The sequence below is a fragment of the Actinomyces weissii genome (assembly GCF_016598775.1).
Lineage (GTDB): Bacteria > Actinomycetota > Actinomycetes > Actinomycetales > Actinomycetaceae > Actinomyces > Actinomyces weissii.
The window spans coordinates 857983-874547 of sequence record NZ_CP066802.1; the positions used below are offsets into that span (position 1 = coordinate 857983).

Annotated in this window: 14 protein-coding genes and 1 pseudogene; 10 read left to right on the forward strand and 5 right to left on the reverse strand. The window is 59.8% G+C overall.

From position 1 onward, the window contains the following. Position 1: 1 nt before the first annotated feature. The 5 genes and pseudogenes from JG540_RS03475 (at position 2) to JG540_RS03495 (ending at position 6013) form a co-directional block, all read left to right on the forward strand. On the forward strand, positions 2–1051 hold the full coding sequence (locus JG540_RS03475; RefSeq protein WP_200277279.1) for an NAD-dependent epimerase/dehydratase family protein: 1050 nt from the start codon (positions 2–4) through the stop codon (positions 1049–1051). After that, a complete protein-coding gene (locus JG540_RS03480; protein ID WP_200277281.1) occupies positions 1048–2529 on the forward strand; it encodes an oligosaccharide flippase family protein in 1482 nt (493 codons plus the stop codon). Before JG540_RS03475 ends, JG540_RS03480 begins: the two co-directional genes overlap by 4 nt. Next, complete coding sequence (locus JG540_RS03485) at positions 2529–3791, forward strand: O-antigen ligase family protein (RefSeq protein WP_200277283.1); 1263 nt, start codon at positions 2529–2531, stop codon at positions 3789–3791. Before JG540_RS03480 ends, JG540_RS03485 begins: the two co-directional genes overlap by 1 nt. Positions 3792–4155: 364 nt before the next feature. Beyond that, positions 4156–4746, forward strand: a pseudogene (locus JG540_RS03490) (ISL3 family transposase); the annotation flags it as partial. 277 nt (positions 4747–5023) lie between these two features. Then, a complete protein-coding gene (locus tag JG540_RS03495) occupies positions 5024–6013 on the forward strand; it encodes an LCP family protein (protein ID WP_234042890.1) in 990 nt (329 codons plus the stop codon). Positions 6014–6119: 106 nt separating this feature from the next. Here JG540_RS03495 and JG540_RS03500 read toward each other — a convergent pair whose 3' ends face one another. The 4 genes from JG540_RS03500 to JG540_RS03515 all read right to left on the reverse strand — a co-directional run bounded on the left by JG540_RS03500 (position 6120) and on the right by JG540_RS03515 (position 9567). Further along, positions 6120–6449 carry a hypothetical protein gene (locus JG540_RS03500; protein ID WP_200277290.1) on the reverse strand — a complete coding sequence of 110 codons (330 nt, stop codon included), beginning with the start codon at positions 6447–6449 and terminating at the stop codon, positions 6120–6122. Positions 6450–6890: 441 nt separating this feature from the next. Continuing rightward, positions 6891–7145 carry a gamma-glutamyltransferase gene (locus tag JG540_RS03505; protein ID WP_200277292.1) on the reverse strand — a complete coding sequence of 85 codons (255 nt, stop codon included), beginning with the start codon at positions 7143–7145 and terminating at the stop codon, positions 6891–6893. Positions 7146–7482: 337 nt separating this feature from the next. After that, positions 7483–8628 (reverse strand): non-hydrolyzing UDP-N-acetylglucosamine 2-epimerase, encoded by a 1146-nt coding sequence (wecB, locus tag JG540_RS03510; RefSeq protein WP_234042891.1) that lies wholly within the window; start codon positions 8626–8628, stop codon positions 7483–7485. A gap of 102 nt (positions 8629–8730) precedes the next feature. Continuing rightward, the gene (locus JG540_RS03515; protein ID WP_234042892.1) at positions 8731–9567 is read right to left on the reverse strand and encodes a DUF6270 domain-containing protein; all 837 of its coding nucleotides are present in this window, start codon (positions 9565–9567) and stop codon (positions 8731–8733) included. Positions 9568–10367: 800 nt separating this feature from the next. Here JG540_RS03515 and JG540_RS03520 point away from each other — a divergent pair. Continuing rightward, a complete protein-coding gene (locus tag JG540_RS03520; RefSeq protein ID WP_200277295.1) occupies positions 10368–10637 on the forward strand; it encodes a hypothetical protein in 270 nt (89 codons plus the stop codon). 167 nt (positions 10638–10804) lie between these two features. Then, on the forward strand, positions 10805–12322 hold the full coding sequence (locus tag JG540_RS03525; protein WP_200277296.1) for a hypothetical protein: 1518 nt from the start codon (positions 10805–10807) through the stop codon (positions 12320–12322). Here JG540_RS03525 and JG540_RS03530 read toward each other — a convergent pair. Then, on the reverse strand, positions 12273–13181 hold the full coding sequence (locus tag JG540_RS03530; protein WP_200277297.1) for a DNA adenine methylase: 909 nt from the start codon (positions 13179–13181) through the stop codon (positions 12273–12275). The two genes, JG540_RS03525 and JG540_RS03530, sit on opposite strands and share 50 nt — an antisense overlap. Positions 13182–13549: 368 nt before the next feature. Between JG540_RS03530 and JG540_RS03535 the strand changes: the two genes are divergently transcribed. The 3 genes from JG540_RS03535 to JG540_RS03545 all read left to right on the forward strand — a co-directional run bounded on the left by JG540_RS03535 (position 13550) and on the right by JG540_RS03545 (position 16449). Beyond that, positions 13550–14449, forward strand: coding sequence for a DNA-processing protein DprA (locus tag JG540_RS03535; protein ID WP_200277298.1), 900 nt, complete (start codon positions 13550–13552; stop codon positions 14447–14449). A gap of 114 nt (positions 14450–14563) precedes the next feature. Further along, the gene (locus tag JG540_RS03540) at positions 14564–14770 is read left to right on the forward strand and encodes a hypothetical protein (protein ID WP_200277299.1); all 207 of its coding nucleotides are present in this window, start codon (positions 14564–14566) and stop codon (positions 14768–14770) included. A gap of 38 nt (positions 14771–14808) precedes the next feature. Beyond that, complete coding sequence (locus JG540_RS03545; protein WP_200277300.1) at positions 14809–16449, forward strand: AAA family ATPase; 1641 nt, start codon at positions 14809–14811, stop codon at positions 16447–16449. Positions 16450–16565 lie beyond the last annotated feature (116 nt).

The following is a 16565-nucleotide window of genomic DNA, read 5'->3' on the forward strand; positions in this document are numbered from 1 at the left end:
CATGTTAGAAAAGGTACTTGCGGCACCTGTGCATGACTTGCCTTACGCGAACTTACGTGGCTGTCGTCTGCTGGTTATCGGAGCCACTGGATTTATTGGCAGGCATGTGTTGGAGTCTCTCTACGCGATAGAGCGGAAACACTCTTTAGGAATACGCGTGGTGTGCACAGTGCGTGACGAGCGTCGTGCGCGCGCTATGTTCGCTAGATTTGACAGGACTCTTGCTCTTGAGTATGTGAACTGGCATCTGCTCGGGGGAGGTCTGGCGGTAGCAGGCACGATCGATGCTCTTTTTCACCTGGCGGCAGTGACTAACTCAGCGGCCATGGTCGAACAACCGGCATCACTTGCTAGAGAAGCGCTGATAGGTGCTTTCTCCGTGTTTGATCTGGCTGCAGATAAAAAGGCACGAGTTATATATGCATCGTCGATGGAAGCTTATGGAGCAGTCAACGATACTAATCCGCGAAAGGAGAACGAACTAGGCCATATTGACTTGACTAAACCGCGCTCAGCTTATCCAGAGACAAAACGCATGATAGAAAATATCCTGAGCTGCTATGAAGCGCAGTTTGATATGCCGTTTGCAGTGGTGCGCCTTGGGCAGACTTTTGGTCCGGGGGCATCGTTGTCGGATCACAGGGCGATATATAGTTTTGTTCGCCAGGCTGCTGCTGGGCTGCCGATCACGCTTGCTACATCGGGCGCATCACGCACAAACTTGCTCTATGTGTCTGATGCTGTTGATGCTATGATTCGCTGTTTGGTTAATGGTGATCGATCCGGGACATATAACGTATCTGACCCTTCAGGAAGTATGTCAGTTCTGGAACTGGCGCATTTGATTGATGGCACATTAAAAGGTAACGGCGTCCAAGTGAAAGTTGACCCTCGAGTCAATGCAAAATATGCGGCTGAAACGCGCCTTGTCATGGAAACGTCGCGAATCCAAGCGATAGGCTGGAGGCCAAGGACGTCAATAGTTGAAGGTATTCAGCGCACTGCGAGGGATCTTCATGGTCGGGCCTTGGAGGCAGGATTGGAGTGGTGACCAACCATCGTCGTGGAGTGGCAACCAACTTTGTGTTGAGCTCAGCATACCAGATTCTTCAGGTCTTGACGCCGCTTGTTACTGCTCCATATGTGGCGCGAGTACTTGGTGCGGAAGCCATCGGTAAGTTCTCATACAGTCAATCCGTTGCCAACTATTTCGTTATGCTAGGCACTTTAGGTATTTCGACATATGGTGTGAGGCTTGTTGCTAGATGTGGCGACGACCGAGGGCTTCGCAGTGTCATGTTCTGGGAAGCCTACATCTCACAAGTTTTCGTAGCGTTAGCGGCATTGGGTCTTTATTCGATTTACATAGTGGGGCTTCCATCTGACGATCGCTTCGTTGCTGTGGGTTGGACGTTGTGGGTGGCGGGTGTAGTTCTGGACGTTTCTTGGCTGTTCTTTGGTGTAGAGGAGTTCGGTTTACCAACCTTGCGGAATGCACTGGTGAAACTTGGTAGTATTCTCGGGATCTTCTTGTTTGTCCGGTCTGCAGACGATCTATGGCTATATGTTGTGATCATGGCTGGAGCGCAGTTTACTACACAGATCTGGCTGTGGCCGTTTGTGGGCCGCTACGTGGATTGGAAGACTCCAAAGTGGAATAGGGCCTTGCGTCATCTTTTATCAAGTGTACGTCTCTTTCTGCCGGTTGTCGCTATTAGCCTGTATACTACCCTAGACAAGATAATTCTCGCCCACTTGTCTGACATGGCCCAAGTTGGATACTTTGAGTACTCAGAGAAATTCAGCAGAATGCCGCTACTTCTAGTCACAGCGCTGACGACGGTTATGTTGCCGCGCGTTTCCAATGAGATGAAGCTGGGAATGCAGGAGGCTGTGCTGGAACGCCTCAGGACTTCGGCCTGGTGGATGCTGTCGGTTTCCTTTGGACTGGCATTCGGCCTTGGGGCTGTGTCTCCAGAGTTTGTCTCGGTTATGTTTGGGGATGAGTTTCATCGTTGCGTGCCGTTGATGCGTGTGTTGGTGTGTATCATTCCGGTCGTTGCTCTTACAAACGTGATTGGAAGACAGTTCTTGTTACCAGCACTTCGTGATAAGGAGTATACAAGTTCTTTGGTAATGGGCGCTATTGTGAACGTAGCAGTGATTGTGGCCTTGGCTGGGAAAGTAGGCGCTTTGGGGGCTGCGCTGGCCACTCTGCTGGCGGAGATTACGATCTTTGTTTATCAGGGATGGCGTTGTCGTAACGATCTGCCTGTTGTTCAGTACTTGTGGGCGGCTAGACCGTTCATGATTGCCGGGAGCATCATGTTTATGGGGGTTAGGTTAGTGGGCTTCATTGGATGTAGGGTATCGTTAGCGGATTGGGTGTTACTCTTTCTTGAGATAGTCATTGGTGGCGTATTGTATCTAGCGGTTGGGTTGTGTCTAAGCTTACGTACAGATTCACATTTTGCTACTGCGGTATGGCAATCAGCGGTATCGCGAGTTGGTGGAGCTAAGGAGAGGTGATGGATCTGCAAACGATAAGGCAAATACCGGCATCCACCGCCTTCTTTTATTTGGCGTACATCTTGTTCATGTTCTACAAGTTTGCGGATATGTCTTTGCTTGCGAGTATGTTTGAAGGTGTTGTGGGCCCTGTCATTAACCTCCTCATCCTCGTGTTGGTATTGCTGGCCGAACTCTGCGACAGAGGGAGGGGGCGGTATATTTTAGTCTTCGTCAGCGTTATGACTATTGCGATGCTGGTGGCTAAGGACACTGGATATACGACTCTTGTAGTGATTGTCGCGCTGATATTTGCTGCACGCAGAGAGGATTTTGACAAGATAGTTGTCGTAAGCGTGTGGGTGACCGCCATTGCTTGTACGGTTGTGGTCAGTCTAGCATTGTTGGGGGTGCTTAGGGATTATGTTTGGGTAGATGATGTGCGTTCGCGTCACGGTTTGGGATTCAAGTATGCCACCTATCTTAGTCACTTGCTGCTGAATCTGGTGATGTTGGAAGGGTACAGACGTAAACGGCTTGGGTGGCTCTTTGTTCTTGGCGTTCTCGTGATCGATGTGACAATCTACGCTGTTACCGTGTCTAGGAATTCATTTGTTCTCGTGATTGCCTACTTGGGAGCCTACTTGCTTCTTGGTGACGAGCGTGGCAAGAAGCTTGCCAAGGGGTGGGTTGGCGGTATAATGGCAAATTCGATCCTGGCTGGTTTTGCTGTTAGCGCACTAGTGTTGTGGGTGTATGCGAAGGATCCGGCGCGTTATGATTCACTGAATCTACTGATTTCTGGGCGTCTGTACTATACGCGTAACTCATTTGAAAAGTATGGTATCACACCATTTGGGCAACATATAGAATTTGCTGCGAACAGCCTTGACTCGCAAGGTGTCCTCCGGGTTAGTACCGGAAGCTATGACACAAATGTAATTGATAATGCTTATTTTCATATACTGATAGAGTATGGTTGGGTCGCGCTGATGCTGTGCCTGTCGGCGTTTTGTTTGCTAGGGCGATTAGCTCGAAGGGAAGAGGACTGGCGTTTGTTGCTGGTTCTTTCGGTCCTTGCAGTGCATTCGTTTATAGATCCGCAGCTGATCGATCTTCAGTACAACAGTTTCCTTTTGCTGATCGTTGGTTATGGTCGTAGGATAGCGAATCCGGTTGTTGGGAGCGTTGCTGGAACGACGAATGCTCCTTTGGGGAATGAAGGTGTTGTGGTGGGTGGTAGAGTGAGTGACCGAAGTTTCGGGAGATCTTCTCAGGGCTGACCTGAATTTGCTGATTGAAGGCTTTCTCAGTTTGGGGGTGTAGCGATGCGGGTGTGGAAATGTGGCTGCTGGGGCGTCGAGGGCTTGGTGTGATTATGGTTCATCCCAACTTGAGGGCGTAGTTGGAGTCTGAATGTTCCGGTATTGAGCAGGCTGTGGGTGAGGTAGTTGACCATAATGCGGAAGCCTGGAGGACTGCCGGGTGGTGCTCCAGGTGATCGTTGATCGCTTTGGTGGGGTCATTGCTGATCTCAGGTGCGTAGAAGTTGGCCAGCACGTTGGTGTCGCGTTTTTTAAGTGACTGTTAGGCTTCTGTATAAGCCCCTCTTTCCTAATTCGTGCCACTTTAGTGTGGGCTTCTCCGCAAATCGTGGACATGGACGTCTTTACCGGTTTCAAGTCCGCCGTTACCCATGTCCTGCCTGAGGTGAGGGAGGTGATGGATCCCTTCCACGTGGTGGCCCTGGCTGGCGACAAGCTCGACCAGTGCCGCAGGCGCCTCCAGCGCCAGACCACCGGGCACCGGGGACGCAAGGACGACCCTGCCTACCGGGCCAGACGCCTGCTGCACACCGGGGCGGGACTACTGAGCGACAAGGCCTACAGACGTCTCGAACACGTGTTCGCTGATGAGCCTCACGCCGCGGTGGAGGCCACGTGGAGCGTGTACCACAAGATCGTGTCCGCCTATCGCGCCAAGGCTTCCGCTACCGGCGAGGTCGTGATGAGCAAGGTGATCGACACTCTTAGCTCCGGTGTTCCCCAGGCCCTGGAGGAACTGGCCGAGCCCGATCCGACCCTGAACAAGCGCCGCACCGACATCCTGGCCTACTTCGACAACCCCCACACCACGGGCGGCCCCACCGAGGCCATCAACGGCCGCCTGGAGCACCTACGCGGCATCGCCCTAGGCTTCCGCAACCCCAACCACTACACCACCCGCAGCCTCATCTAGGCTGGAAGGATCAAACACCTGTTACCACACTGTCAAGCTGGAAGAGCTTGTTCGCAGGACGGGCTCTAATCCATGTGTCCTTCACCCCGTCGTGCAGATGGCTGTCCTGTGGTGAGATGGGAGCATGAGCGACTCTTCCCCGTTCCCTCCCGTCGGCACGCAAGCCAGTGGCCACGATGGCGGAGACGCGTCTACGCGCCCCGCTGAGGGGCGACGCGCCCTCCGGCACGCGGAGGAAGGCGACAAGCGGCGGCGAATCCGCGGCTGGAAGGCCGTCATGCTCTCGCTCCTCACCCTCGTACTAGTACTAGGGGGAGGCACAGCGGCGGCTGGGTACTGGCTCAAGTCCTCACTCACCAAGAACCTTGAGACCATCGCTGACCCCTTTGCTGAGCTACCCACGCGGGCTCCCACCCCAGAGGTCCCCCAAGGCGAGGCTCCAGCCGTCAACATCCTGGTCCTCGGCTCAGACTCCCGCATCAGCGCAGGGGACCCGTCCCAGTGGCAGGCAGGTGCGCAACGCACCGACGCCATGATGATCGTCCAGATCGCAGGCGACCGGCAGTCAGTCACTGTGATGTCCATCCCCCGAGACTCCTGGGTGGACATCCCCGGACACGGGCAGGCCAAGATCAACGCAGCCTACTCCTACGGCGGCCCCACCCTCGCCATCCAGACCGTCGAAGCCCTAACCGGCATCCACCTGGACCACTTCGTCATCGCCGACTTCGAGTCCTTTGCCACCATGACAGACGAGCTCGGCGGCGTCACGATCAACCTCAAGCAGCCACAAACCCTGGCCGGCAAGGACTTCCACGAAGGAGCCCAGCTCCTCAGCGGCAAGCAAGCCCTTGCCTACGTGCGAGAGCGCTACTCCCTGCCCGAAGGCGACTTCGACCGTGTACGCCGTCAACAAGCCTGGATGCGCGCCATCGTCCGGCAAGTCGGACAGAATGGGACCCTCAAGAGCCCCACCGCCCTCTACTCCTTCCTCAAAGTCGCCTCAGCCAGCGTCGCTGTAGACGACGGCTTCTCCCTGGACCAGATGCAGGCCCTGGGGGAGTCCCTGAAGAACGTCGGCTCCGGCATCACCTTCTTCACCGTGCCCACCGCAGGCACCGGCACCAGCGCCGACGGCCAGTCCATCGTGCTGCTGGACGACACCGCGGACGCCCCCATCTTCAAAGCCTTCGCAGAAGGCAAAGGCTACAAGTACATCCAAGAGAACCCTGACGCGGTCACGCTCCTGCCCGGCGTAGTCAACTGACTCCCGCTGAGCGGTGGATGACCGCCGTATGTGGCTGGAAGCCTTGGAGGGGACCCTGCGTCTGCGTGAGCAATCGCGCTGCCGACGGGCTGGCCGGAGAGTGGGTTTAGCCCCAGAAGTCCCTGACCCAGCGTGCGTGCGCCCGACGCAGCCAGAACCAACGCAAACCGTACTGGCCTGCCAAGGCGACAACCGCACAAGCAACCGCCCCTGCCCAATGCAGCACGATGACCTGGGCTCCCAGGCTCAGGCCCACGATCCCCACCGCGAAGCCGAGCGCTGCCGCAACAGCAAAACGCATCGACTCCTTAGCCGCCCACGGCCAGTAACGTGATGCAAGCACGCAAGCGGCCACCTGCAAGGCCAAGGCCCACACCAGCGCGACCCCCGCCAACAACGGAGAGCCATCACGCGGCTCCAGGACCACGGAGCTCACCACGAAGGCTCCAGCCACGCACACTCCCCACAAGACCACATCCGCCAGAAGCGCACGGCTGTCCCAAGGCAGACGTCTGTCCAGTTCCGCTGGTGTAGGTGTACGACCTCCATGCGAAACAGCGGCTGCTGACATCATGCCCTCCACAACGCTTGCGAGCAGTGCCGCAGGCCAACAGCTTGTCACCGCCAACAGTACGACCCACGGTCACCATTGACATCAGAAGACTATCAGCCAGGATGTAAGAGAAAGAACCCTTATGGGCCGCACGGTCTGTGGCAGCTCCGCAAGGTGGGAGACTTGCAGCCGCATGGGACTGGGGGAGTAGGCAAGGGGCAGCGCCACTTCCTGAAGCCCCCTGGGCGCGGTCCCGGTGGGCAGCCTGGCGGGATGTCTGAGCCCGTTGGGCTTGCAGATTCTCGCCCGGCCGTGAGTGACGGCTTAGGCGTCTGGGGTGTCGCTGGTTGCCTCAGGCGGGCGTACCTGGCGGCGCCGGGAGTTTCCTTTGCCGGTGGTGCGGTCGTGCCAGACGTTGGGGTGTCCGCAGAGAATGGTGCTGAGCTCGTCGTCGCTGATGGCCGATCCGTCGCGGTGGTGGACGTGGCCGAGCCGCTGGAACCGGCCGGCAGTGACGGCCTCGTCGAGCTGGTCGTAGTGGACCTGCTCGGCCTCGGTGACGACATTGTTCTCGGTCATTGGCATACCTCTCCAAGGGGACATAGTCGGGGAGTACTGTTGTGGCAACACTTCGCCAAGGGCACTGACCTGTCCCGCCGGAGCGCCGCCGACCTCGAAGTGGGTGCCCACCCCCTCAACAATACGCCCCGTAAGATCCTGGGCTGGAAGCCTCCGGCAGAGGCCTTCGACAAACAACTACAATCACTCTGCGAAACCAGTGTTGTGACGACCGGTTGAACCCACCCTGTTCACCGCAGGAAGATTTGATATTCCACAAGATTAAATGACCGACTGGGTGTAAAAGTGTGCCTGTCTGGTTGTTGGGACTGGCGTCAGCGTGCGGATCTTTCGCGGATCAATTCTGGAACTCGGGGGCGCGGTGACCAACTCCCAGCAACTGGGCAATCGCTGCAACTGAGCGTTCAGCTGCCTTGCCATCGCCGTAGGGGTTGACCGCGTTGGCCATCTTGGCGTAGTCCTCCGCTGAATCCAACAGACGAGAAACCTCTGAGACTATCCGGTCTTCTGCCGTGCCGATCAGGCGAACAGTTCTGGCCGACACGGCCTCGGGGCGCTCCGTGTTCTCGCGCATCACCAGCACCGGCTTGCCGAGGCTAGGCGCCTCCTCCTGCACACCGCCAGAGTCTGTGAGCACGATCTGGGCGGCCCCCATAACCGTGGTGAACTCGCCATAGGCCAGGGGCTCGCACACGAGTACGTTGGGGAGGTCCTGGATATGAGGCAGGACCGCCTCACGCACCAGCGGATTCTTGTGCGCTGGAAGCACTATCAGGTGATCCGGGTAGCTCGTGGCGAGCCTGCGCAGCGCCCGCCCCACCCCGTGCATCGCCTCGCCCCAGTTCTCGCGCCGATGGGTGGTGACCAGGATTATCGGCCGTGATTGGGTGACGGCTTCCTGAAGGCGGGGGTCTGCGGGCTGGATGCCCTGGGCGCGAGTGTGCAGCAGCGCGTCAATCACGGTGTTGCCGGTGACCGCGATCGTGTCCGGGTCAATGCCCTCCCGCAGCAGGTTCTCCTTGGAGGTGGGGGTGGGGGCCAGGTGTAGCGCAGTTAGCTGGGAGGTCACCTTGCGGTTTGCCTCCTCCGGGAACGGGGAGTGGATGTTGCCGCTGCGCAGCCCGGCCTCAAGGTGCACCACCGGGATCTGCCGGTAGAAGGAGGCTAGCGCCGCCGCGGCCACGGTGGTGGTGTCCCCCTGGACCAGCACGGCGTCAGGGGAGCGCTCCGCCAGGACCAGGTCAAGCCGGGAGAAGATCTTGGCGCTCAGCTGGTTCAGGGACTGGCCGGGTGCGAAGACGTCAATATCGTGGTCCGGGCGGAGCGAGAATATCTCGTTGACCTGGTCGAGCATCTCCCGGTGCTGGCCGGTGACCACCGTGGTCACGGTCAGGGAAGGGCTGGTCTGGAGGGCCTTGATGACTGGAGCCACCTTGATCGCCTCAGGGCGGGTTCCGTAGATAACCATGACGTTGCGCGCCATACGGCTCTCCTGTGTAGGGAAAGGTGGAGGCTGCCAAGGGATAACAACCAGAATTCCAAGATACCTAGTTCCACCCATGACTGGGGGCAGTCGTGAGAGTTGTCACGGTTGGTGCATGTTAGGGGGTGGGGGCTCCAGGGGTCTATGAGGGGCTTGGGGGGTGGGCGTGAGCGTCTCTGGGCGGGTTCCCAGGAAGCTGCTAACGGCGTCGGCAACCCACTCATAGGCGGCGTCTATGTAGTGGAATGGGGCAGGCCCCCACTTGTGGGTGTCTCCGGCCACGCTCAGCTCGTCTGGAAGCCGTAGCACCGTCAGTCCGGTTTGAGCGGCGGCAGCGTAGTACTCGGTGAAAAGCCAATTTCCCTCCACCGGGGTCGTACCCCAGCTGGTAGGTGTTGGCTGGCCAGTGCTGTCCGTCAGGGCCCAAGGGCACAGCAGCAGCAGTGTGCGCTCCCACAGGCCCTGCTCCTTCAGGAAGCCGGTGAACACCGACAGGTGCTCCTTCCAACGCTGCAGGTGCTCAGTGGTGCCGAACTCCACCAGGCGTGCGCCAGCCAGGTGTGTGTAGAGGTCCTCGCCGAGGCCTTCCATCGTGCGGGTTACCACGCCGCCGTCGGGAAGGTCGAAGAAGCCTAGGCGCTCGTCGATCAGGTCCCAGAGCAGCACATCAGTGGTCTGGGCCTCCTGGGTCAGGCGCTCGTACATGTCGCCGCGGATGTCTCCTTTCAGCACGCGCTGAACGAAGGCGGAGCTGATGCCCGACAGGGGGAGGGTGTCCGGTGGTGCTGGGGCAACAGCACTCACCAGGGACTGCCGCGGGATGTAGGTAGACAGTTCCCAGCCCCGCTCAAGCAGGAGGTCGACCGAGTCTCGGCCTACACAGGAGCCGTAGACGCCCACGCGCGGGGCTCTGCTGTTCGGTTTCTGACTGTGCGGCATATGCAGACGATACCGCGCCGCGTTGCTAGTGTGCAGTTTGGTAACGGTTATCTGGCTGCTTGGGTTGGAGGAAGCCGTGGGGTTCTCCTGTCAAGACTGCGGCCAGGGAGAGCGGTTCGTTCCTGGGGGCCTGCTCTTGTTCCTGTGCTACGGCTTGGCAGGGGCATGGCCCTGCTTGCTGTGGGCTCCTTGAGTGCCTTTTGGTGAGGGCTGGTTGGCGGGCGGGACGAAGTTGTGGTGCCGGGGTGTCGAATCCGTTGTTATCATGCAGTTTGCTTGTCTGGGGTCTGGTGGTAAGTGGGCTCCGATCCTCCGCCAGTGGCAGCTTGGCCCGGTTGGGGCTGGCGCGTGGCCGTCTACGGCGAGGAGGCTCGGGCCATTGCGGCAGTGGTGGCGGGTTCCCGGCTCACCCTTCTGCAGGGTGGTCAGGCTGGTAGATGACCACAGTTCGGACAGGGGCTGGCGACCGGAGCCAGGGCTGTGCCCGCTGTTCACGGGGTCTTGGGTGTGGGGGCGTCCCTGGATGGCAGAGGACCACAGTTCAGGCGCCAGGAAATGACGCGAACAAAAGTTTCCCCCGGAATCTGTTGGGAATCCGGGGGAAACTAGTGGGGTGGCTGAGTAGCATGTTCGGCAACTCTGCCCCCAGGACGAAGACCCTGGTCAACCGCTTGAATCGTGGGGTCTACGGGGTCTCCCGTCGACCTCAGAACGCTGCTCCGAGGGATGATCGGGGGCCAGTGGCAAGGACTGTCGAGACGGCTCAAACTTTCCTCACTGCCGCCGAGGTGGACGCGCTCGTGGGTGACTACCTGGCCGGGATGAGCGTGAAGTCTCTCGCCGAGACCTACGGCATCCACCGCGCCACGGTGTTCTCGCACCTACGCCGACGTAACGTGCCGAGTTGCCGGCCGGGGCTGGGTCTGGATGAGAAGGCGGAGGCGGTGCGGCTGGCCCGAGCTGGTGTCTCGATGCGGGCGATCGCTCGTCTGACGGGAGTGGACCGCAAGGCCGTACGCGCAGCGCTGGTTGAGGCAGGACTCATCGTGGGTGGCGCCGATGCCTCATAGCGCTGTTCCGGGTCGCTGGTCGTGGAGAGTTTTGCCGGACATCGTCGCTCTCGACGTGTCTCGCCCCACAGACCGAAACAGACTGCTAGCGTTCGGCATGAACGACTGCGCTCGCCGGTTGGCCGAGGGCGTGGATCGCCGGACGGAGCACGAGAGCGGGGATGGGTATGGCTTACGAGCAGCTACCGATAGTCGAGGTCGACCTCGATCAGCTCTTCCTTGACCTGGAGAACTACCGCATACCGACGCGCCGCGACGACGAAGCTGGTGCGCTGAAGTACTTGTTTGCGTCGGAGGACGTCCTCGGAGCGGCGCGACTGATCCTCCGTGACGGTTACTTCGACAACGAAGTCCCGATTGTGACGTCGGCATCGGACTCCGGGAGCGGTTCCCCATACACCGTGTTGGAAGGCAACCGTCGAGTCAGTGCGCTCAAGGCGCTTCGGGACCCGACGATCGTGCCCGGCCATGAGGCAGAGATTCGAGCCCTGCTGAAGCGGTACTCAGTGGAGGCGGAGAATCTTCCGGAACGGGTTCGTGTGATCGTCGCTCCCGACCGAGCGGCAGCGGCACCTCACGTAGCAAGGTTGCATACCGGCATCTCGAAGAGGCGCTGGAGTCGTGATCAGCAGGCCACCTTCTACTATTCGCTCATCGACGAGCGGACCACGGTTGACGATGTGAAGGCGCAGTACCCGGACGTCGGGGTCGCCAGGTTCATGAAAATGGCCGTAATGCGGCGCTTCCTAAGTGCAGCACCGTTTTCTGATCACTCTCTCCGCGAGTATGCTCAAAATGACGCCTTGAAGATGTCAGCCTTCGAATATGCCTACCGAAACAAGGAGATTGCCTCTGCGATCGGCGTGGAGTTCGATAAGGATGGCATGCTCCTGCCGCGGGCATCGACGCCCGAAAAGATTGCTGTGAAGTTGACGAAAGAGAAGCTCAGCGCTTTGGAGTATCTCGTCGGCGAGTTTCGTGCCGGCCATCTCAACACTCGCTCGCCAGAGTTCAAGAAGAGCAAGCAGGAATATCAGTCCCTGGTGAATCGCCTCAACGGCGTCTCGACTCCTACTTCGCCACAACCAGCGCCGCCCGATCTTCCCGCGCAACCAACGCCATCAGGACCATCCCAAGGCGGTCCGTCCGGTGTGTCCGGCGGGCCCGGCAGTGGTCGGGGTGGAACCGGTCCGACTCCACCTGGCTCACCTGGTGGCACCGGCAGCCGTGGGCCCAACCATCCAGACACGAAGGACACGCTTGACCTGTCGGGGCTTGACTACGAGAACGCGCCACTGAATCTCAAGCTGCGATACTTCGAGCTGCGCAGGATCAGCCTCACGAATCTCCCAATCGCGGCCGCGATCCTCATGCGCTCAGTATTGGAGGCGACCATCAAGGTCCATTTCGAGGGCGACCCAACCCCCGCCACCGGCCAGTTGAGCGATGCATTCAAGCATGTCGTGCAGGCCTACGGTCAAGAGAAGTCTCTCAAGTCGACCATTGCCACTATTCAGTCGGGTAACGCTCACAAGCACGGGTCGATCCAGTGGTTCAACCTCATCGCGCACAGCGCCGATGCTTCCGTTAGCGCGGACGACCTTCGGCAGGCGTGGAAGCTTGTGAACCCGCTGCTCAGGCGCTTGTTGCGTCGGATCTCACAGGCGTCAACTGCAACGCCTTGATCGCCCGTGCGACCGACGGGGAGGCCACCAACAGCTCTTCGGCCTGCCCCGGGTACCTGGCGGAGTAGGTGAGCTCCAGTCGGCACTGGAACTGATCCTTGTACAGTTTTTCGATCAGTGGGGCCGTGTCATAGGTCACCAGCCAGTGCGCCTCTTCGACTGAGTTGACGATCGCCGAGAGGGCCTTGTGATCCCGTCCGTCGAAGGCGTTTAGGTAGAGTTGCGAGCCCGCCTGCACATAGGGCGGGTCGATATACATGAACGATCGCTCGTCGCGAGAGTACTGCTGAATTACTGTCCTGCCATCGAGGTCAGAGACCGTGATGCGATCTGCCAGCTCGCCGATTGCGGTCAACCGCTCAACGAGGGTTTGCCGGTTGAACCGGGCATCAATCTTGTACTTCCCTTCCTGACGCTGCCCGCCGATAACGCCTGCGTTCAGAATCCCTGAACGATTTGTTCGGTTGAGGAAGAAGAAAGCGAATCCCAAGCGCAGCATATCGCTCTCCTCTCGGGAGCGGTATATCTCTCGTTGTCTCTGCCACTCGTCAATGGTCAGCGGCGTTGACCCGACCAGCTCTACAAAACTCGCATTGTGGGCAACGACAGACCTCCAAAAGGCATGGACGGCTGGATCGATGTCATTGATAACTAAGTGCCGGACGATGCCCTCACGAAGTAACGCGATCCCTGCGCCTGCGCCCCCGGCGTAAGGCTCAATGTAGCGGGCATCTGTGATGCCAAGAACCTCGATGATGTCAGCGAAGAAGCCAGCAAGCGCAGCTTTTCCGCCTGGGTATCGAAGCGGGGAGAGTGTGCCGTAACGGCGTGACCCAACGACACGCAGGCTGTCATTCACTGGAGTCTTTCCCTCACTCGATGTGCAGTCACTCGGCAGCGAGTAGAACAGAAGCGCGCGTCACCTAGGCCGAGAAAGGGGTCGCCGCAGTGCTCACAATCTCGCCATGCGTCGCGACGACGGAGGCGCTCGCGACGCAGAGCACGGTCCAACTCTGTTAGGCCCGCGTCAGTCAGATCGCCCAGACTCTTCATGTTACGAATAGTACTCGTTACGCGACGAGCTGCCAGTTGCAACGCGGACAGTTCGTCAGGTGTGGATCTTCGGCGGCACGGCTTTCGCGCTCAGAGCGGAGGGAGCGCCGAGCTTCGTTGCCGCGAGACGCTCGGTGCGCACCTTCTCGGTAGGAAAGCTGAGAGGAAGCGAAGATGGCTGGCTTGACCGCCCTTGCAGGTGACGAGCGGGCTGCGCGGATGGTGTTGTCCCTTGTTGTTGAGCCGAATGATCCAGTGACGGGTCGTCTTCTTGCTCGGCTTGGAGCGGTGGAGATGCTTTGGCTTGCCGAGCACGACAGCGCTGTGGTGGGCCTCAGCTCTGTGGACGTGCAGGTCTGGCGGGGCCACTTCGACGTCGCCGCGGTGAAGGATGTCGCCTCCCGTCTGGACCAGATTCAGCAGTCAGATACTCGGGCACTCGTCCCCGGTGACGCTGACTGGCCTGCTGCACTTGATGATCTGGGCGTGGGAGCCCCGTACGTGTTGTGGGCTCGTGGTGCGTCGTCCTTACTTGCTCGCCAGGTGCAGGACTTCATCACGATCACAGGCGCACGCGCTTCCACTTCTTACGGCGATCATGTTGCCCGCGAGCTCGCCGCTTCGATGGCTGCGGACGAGCGGGTGGTCGTCGCCGGTGGCGCGTCTGGGATCGACGGTGCCGTGCATCATGCGGCGCTCGCCGCAGGTGGGGACACGATCCCGGTTCTCGCTAACGGAGTTGACCGCCCCTACCCTGCTGGCCACCGTGACCTACTCGAACGCGTGGCCGATGTCGGGCTTCTTGTCAGCGAGGTGCCGCCCGGTGCAGTTCCGACCAGGAATCGGTTCATCGCTCGCGCGCGGGAGATGGCGGCGTGCTCGTCCGCGACGGTCGTCGTCGAGGCAGGAAGCCGGTCGGGCTCCCTGGTGGTGGCGCGCAACGCTTTCGAGTTGGGTCGGGGCGTGGGGGCCGTACCAGGCCCGGTGACGAGTGCCGCGAGCATCGGGCCGCATCGTCTGCTTCGGGATGGCACCGCATCGCTGGTCGCCGACACGTCTGATCTTGCTGGTTGAGGTGGAGCATGCGGGCGGTGACCTTGCCCGAGCTTGAGGGATCGTCGACGAGCCGGTCCGGGTCTCCATTGACGCCGGTCGGCGTGCCCGAAGTGGTGGTGTTGCAGTCGGCGGGTGATCCGCTGGTCGTCGCCGTCGGCAGGTTCGCGGTTCCGTTCTGATCTGGCAGGGCCAAATGCCCTCGACATTCAAGGCTGGCAAACCTACAACGGCGGCGGCAGGCACAACCTCGCATCCATCTCCGGAGGCCACTACGAACTCCTGCACGTCACCGTTAAGGCAGGTGACGACGGCATGGCGATTAAACCGAGTTCTCTGTGATCCTCAGGCACCGGAATTGCCTTGCTAGGATGCGTGTCATGAGAGAGACGGTCGCGCTCTGGGCGCCAGACATCGAGCCGCCCGACGATTGGCTTGTGCCCGCGATCCTCTACCAGGACAAGATCGCGACGTTTGCGCCCGAACCCTACTTGGACGACCGCGACGGTCGGGTTTCGCGTCGTATCAAGCACCTTCTGGGCGATCTGTACGAGCCGGTGAGCCTGCCGGCCACATTCGCGAACGGTGACTACATCGAGCACGAGCTTCGAGCCCGAGTCTCAGGCTGGATCGCTACCGCGCGGCGAATAGATCCGAAGAGAGATAGCTACATCGGTCGATGGGCTGATCGGGCCGAAGGCTTTGATCGACGCCGACGGAATGTGCTCGGACAACTCGCTGAGGTGGGGAATATAATTCGGGAGGCGCAAAGACGAGAGGCTCGCCTCGCGGAAGCTCTGAAGCAGCTCCAGGCCGACAGGCGCCTAAAGGAAGACCGCTTGGAGTCGATGAAGGCGGCGGCTCGTCCAAGCATCAAGGCAGCGAAGCTAGCTCGACGGGAAGAAATCGACCCGCTCGTCAAACAAGTGCGCATTCTGTGGCAGCAGCGCAGGGATCTGGACCGAGCATCCCAGGACTACCGTGACGTTTGCCGAACTCTCGACGAACTTCGTGCTCAGATCGACGCAACGAAGCAGAGCAAAGATTATCCGGGCGCGTCTGAGATTCGGGACCTCGAGGAACAGATACGGGGCATTGTTTCCGAGGTGAACGCTGCGGCGACTGAGCTGAATGCGCTGCGTGGCACAACTGAGCGATTGCGTAGGCGACGTGAACGACAGCAACGTTGGATTGGCCGCCCATGGGAGAGCGACCAAGAGTTCAACACCGGACACCTCTGGAACCTGCCTCCGGGGCTCGACACGATTGCCGTCGGCAAGATTTACGGCCGGGTGTTCGATTTCCTCGCGTCATCCGGGGGGATGTGGGTGGCCGGGCGAGGCGATAGGCCGTATGCTGGAACTCTTGTCGGTCCGAAGTTTGTGGTCGATGACATCATGTTGACCGTCGCGGCGCACGTTGCATCGGATCGCGATGATTGTGTCCTAATGCTGAGCGAACAGAGGAGGCGGGCGCTTAGCGCGCCAACCGATCCCCTTGCCGTAGCGGCGGCGGTGACTTGGCTGTTGCCAGTCCCTCAAACATCTGATCTTTCGACGGTCCGCTTATTCCGGGATCAGCACGCCGACGAGCTTAAGTCGCTGCGGAGGTACATCCAAACGCCTCTGTCGTCGGCCGTGACAGTTGAAGACTTGCAGGACGCGATTCGAGACATCCAAGTCTCGTGCCAGAGTGCGGCGAGGGAAATCTCGCGTGCGCTGGAGCTCAATCGCCGCGTCGGCCTGGCGTACGTCCGGGGGGCAGTCGTGAGCGAAGTTGGCGCGAGTGTTCGGGATACCGCCGTGGCGGCAGGTCTCGGCGCCATTCCCGCACTGCATGCGGCAATGGATGTCGGGGACCCGCTCGCTGGGGCACCAGCTGGTCTCATGATGACCGGGGCGGCTCTGACAGCTATGACAGCCATCAACTCCGTCCGTGCGTGGTCAGCACGAAGGCGCGTGCCTTCGCCATTCCTGTATACGTACGAGGCATTGCGCGCGTCTGAACGGTGGCGCGCATAGGGGGCGACACTGAGAGGGCCGCTACGCGGACCGTGCTGTAGCCCACCAGGCTCGACAAGCACACCTTTGCGGCATGCACTACTCCAGTCGCCAGCATGTTCGCTACCTCGTCCCAC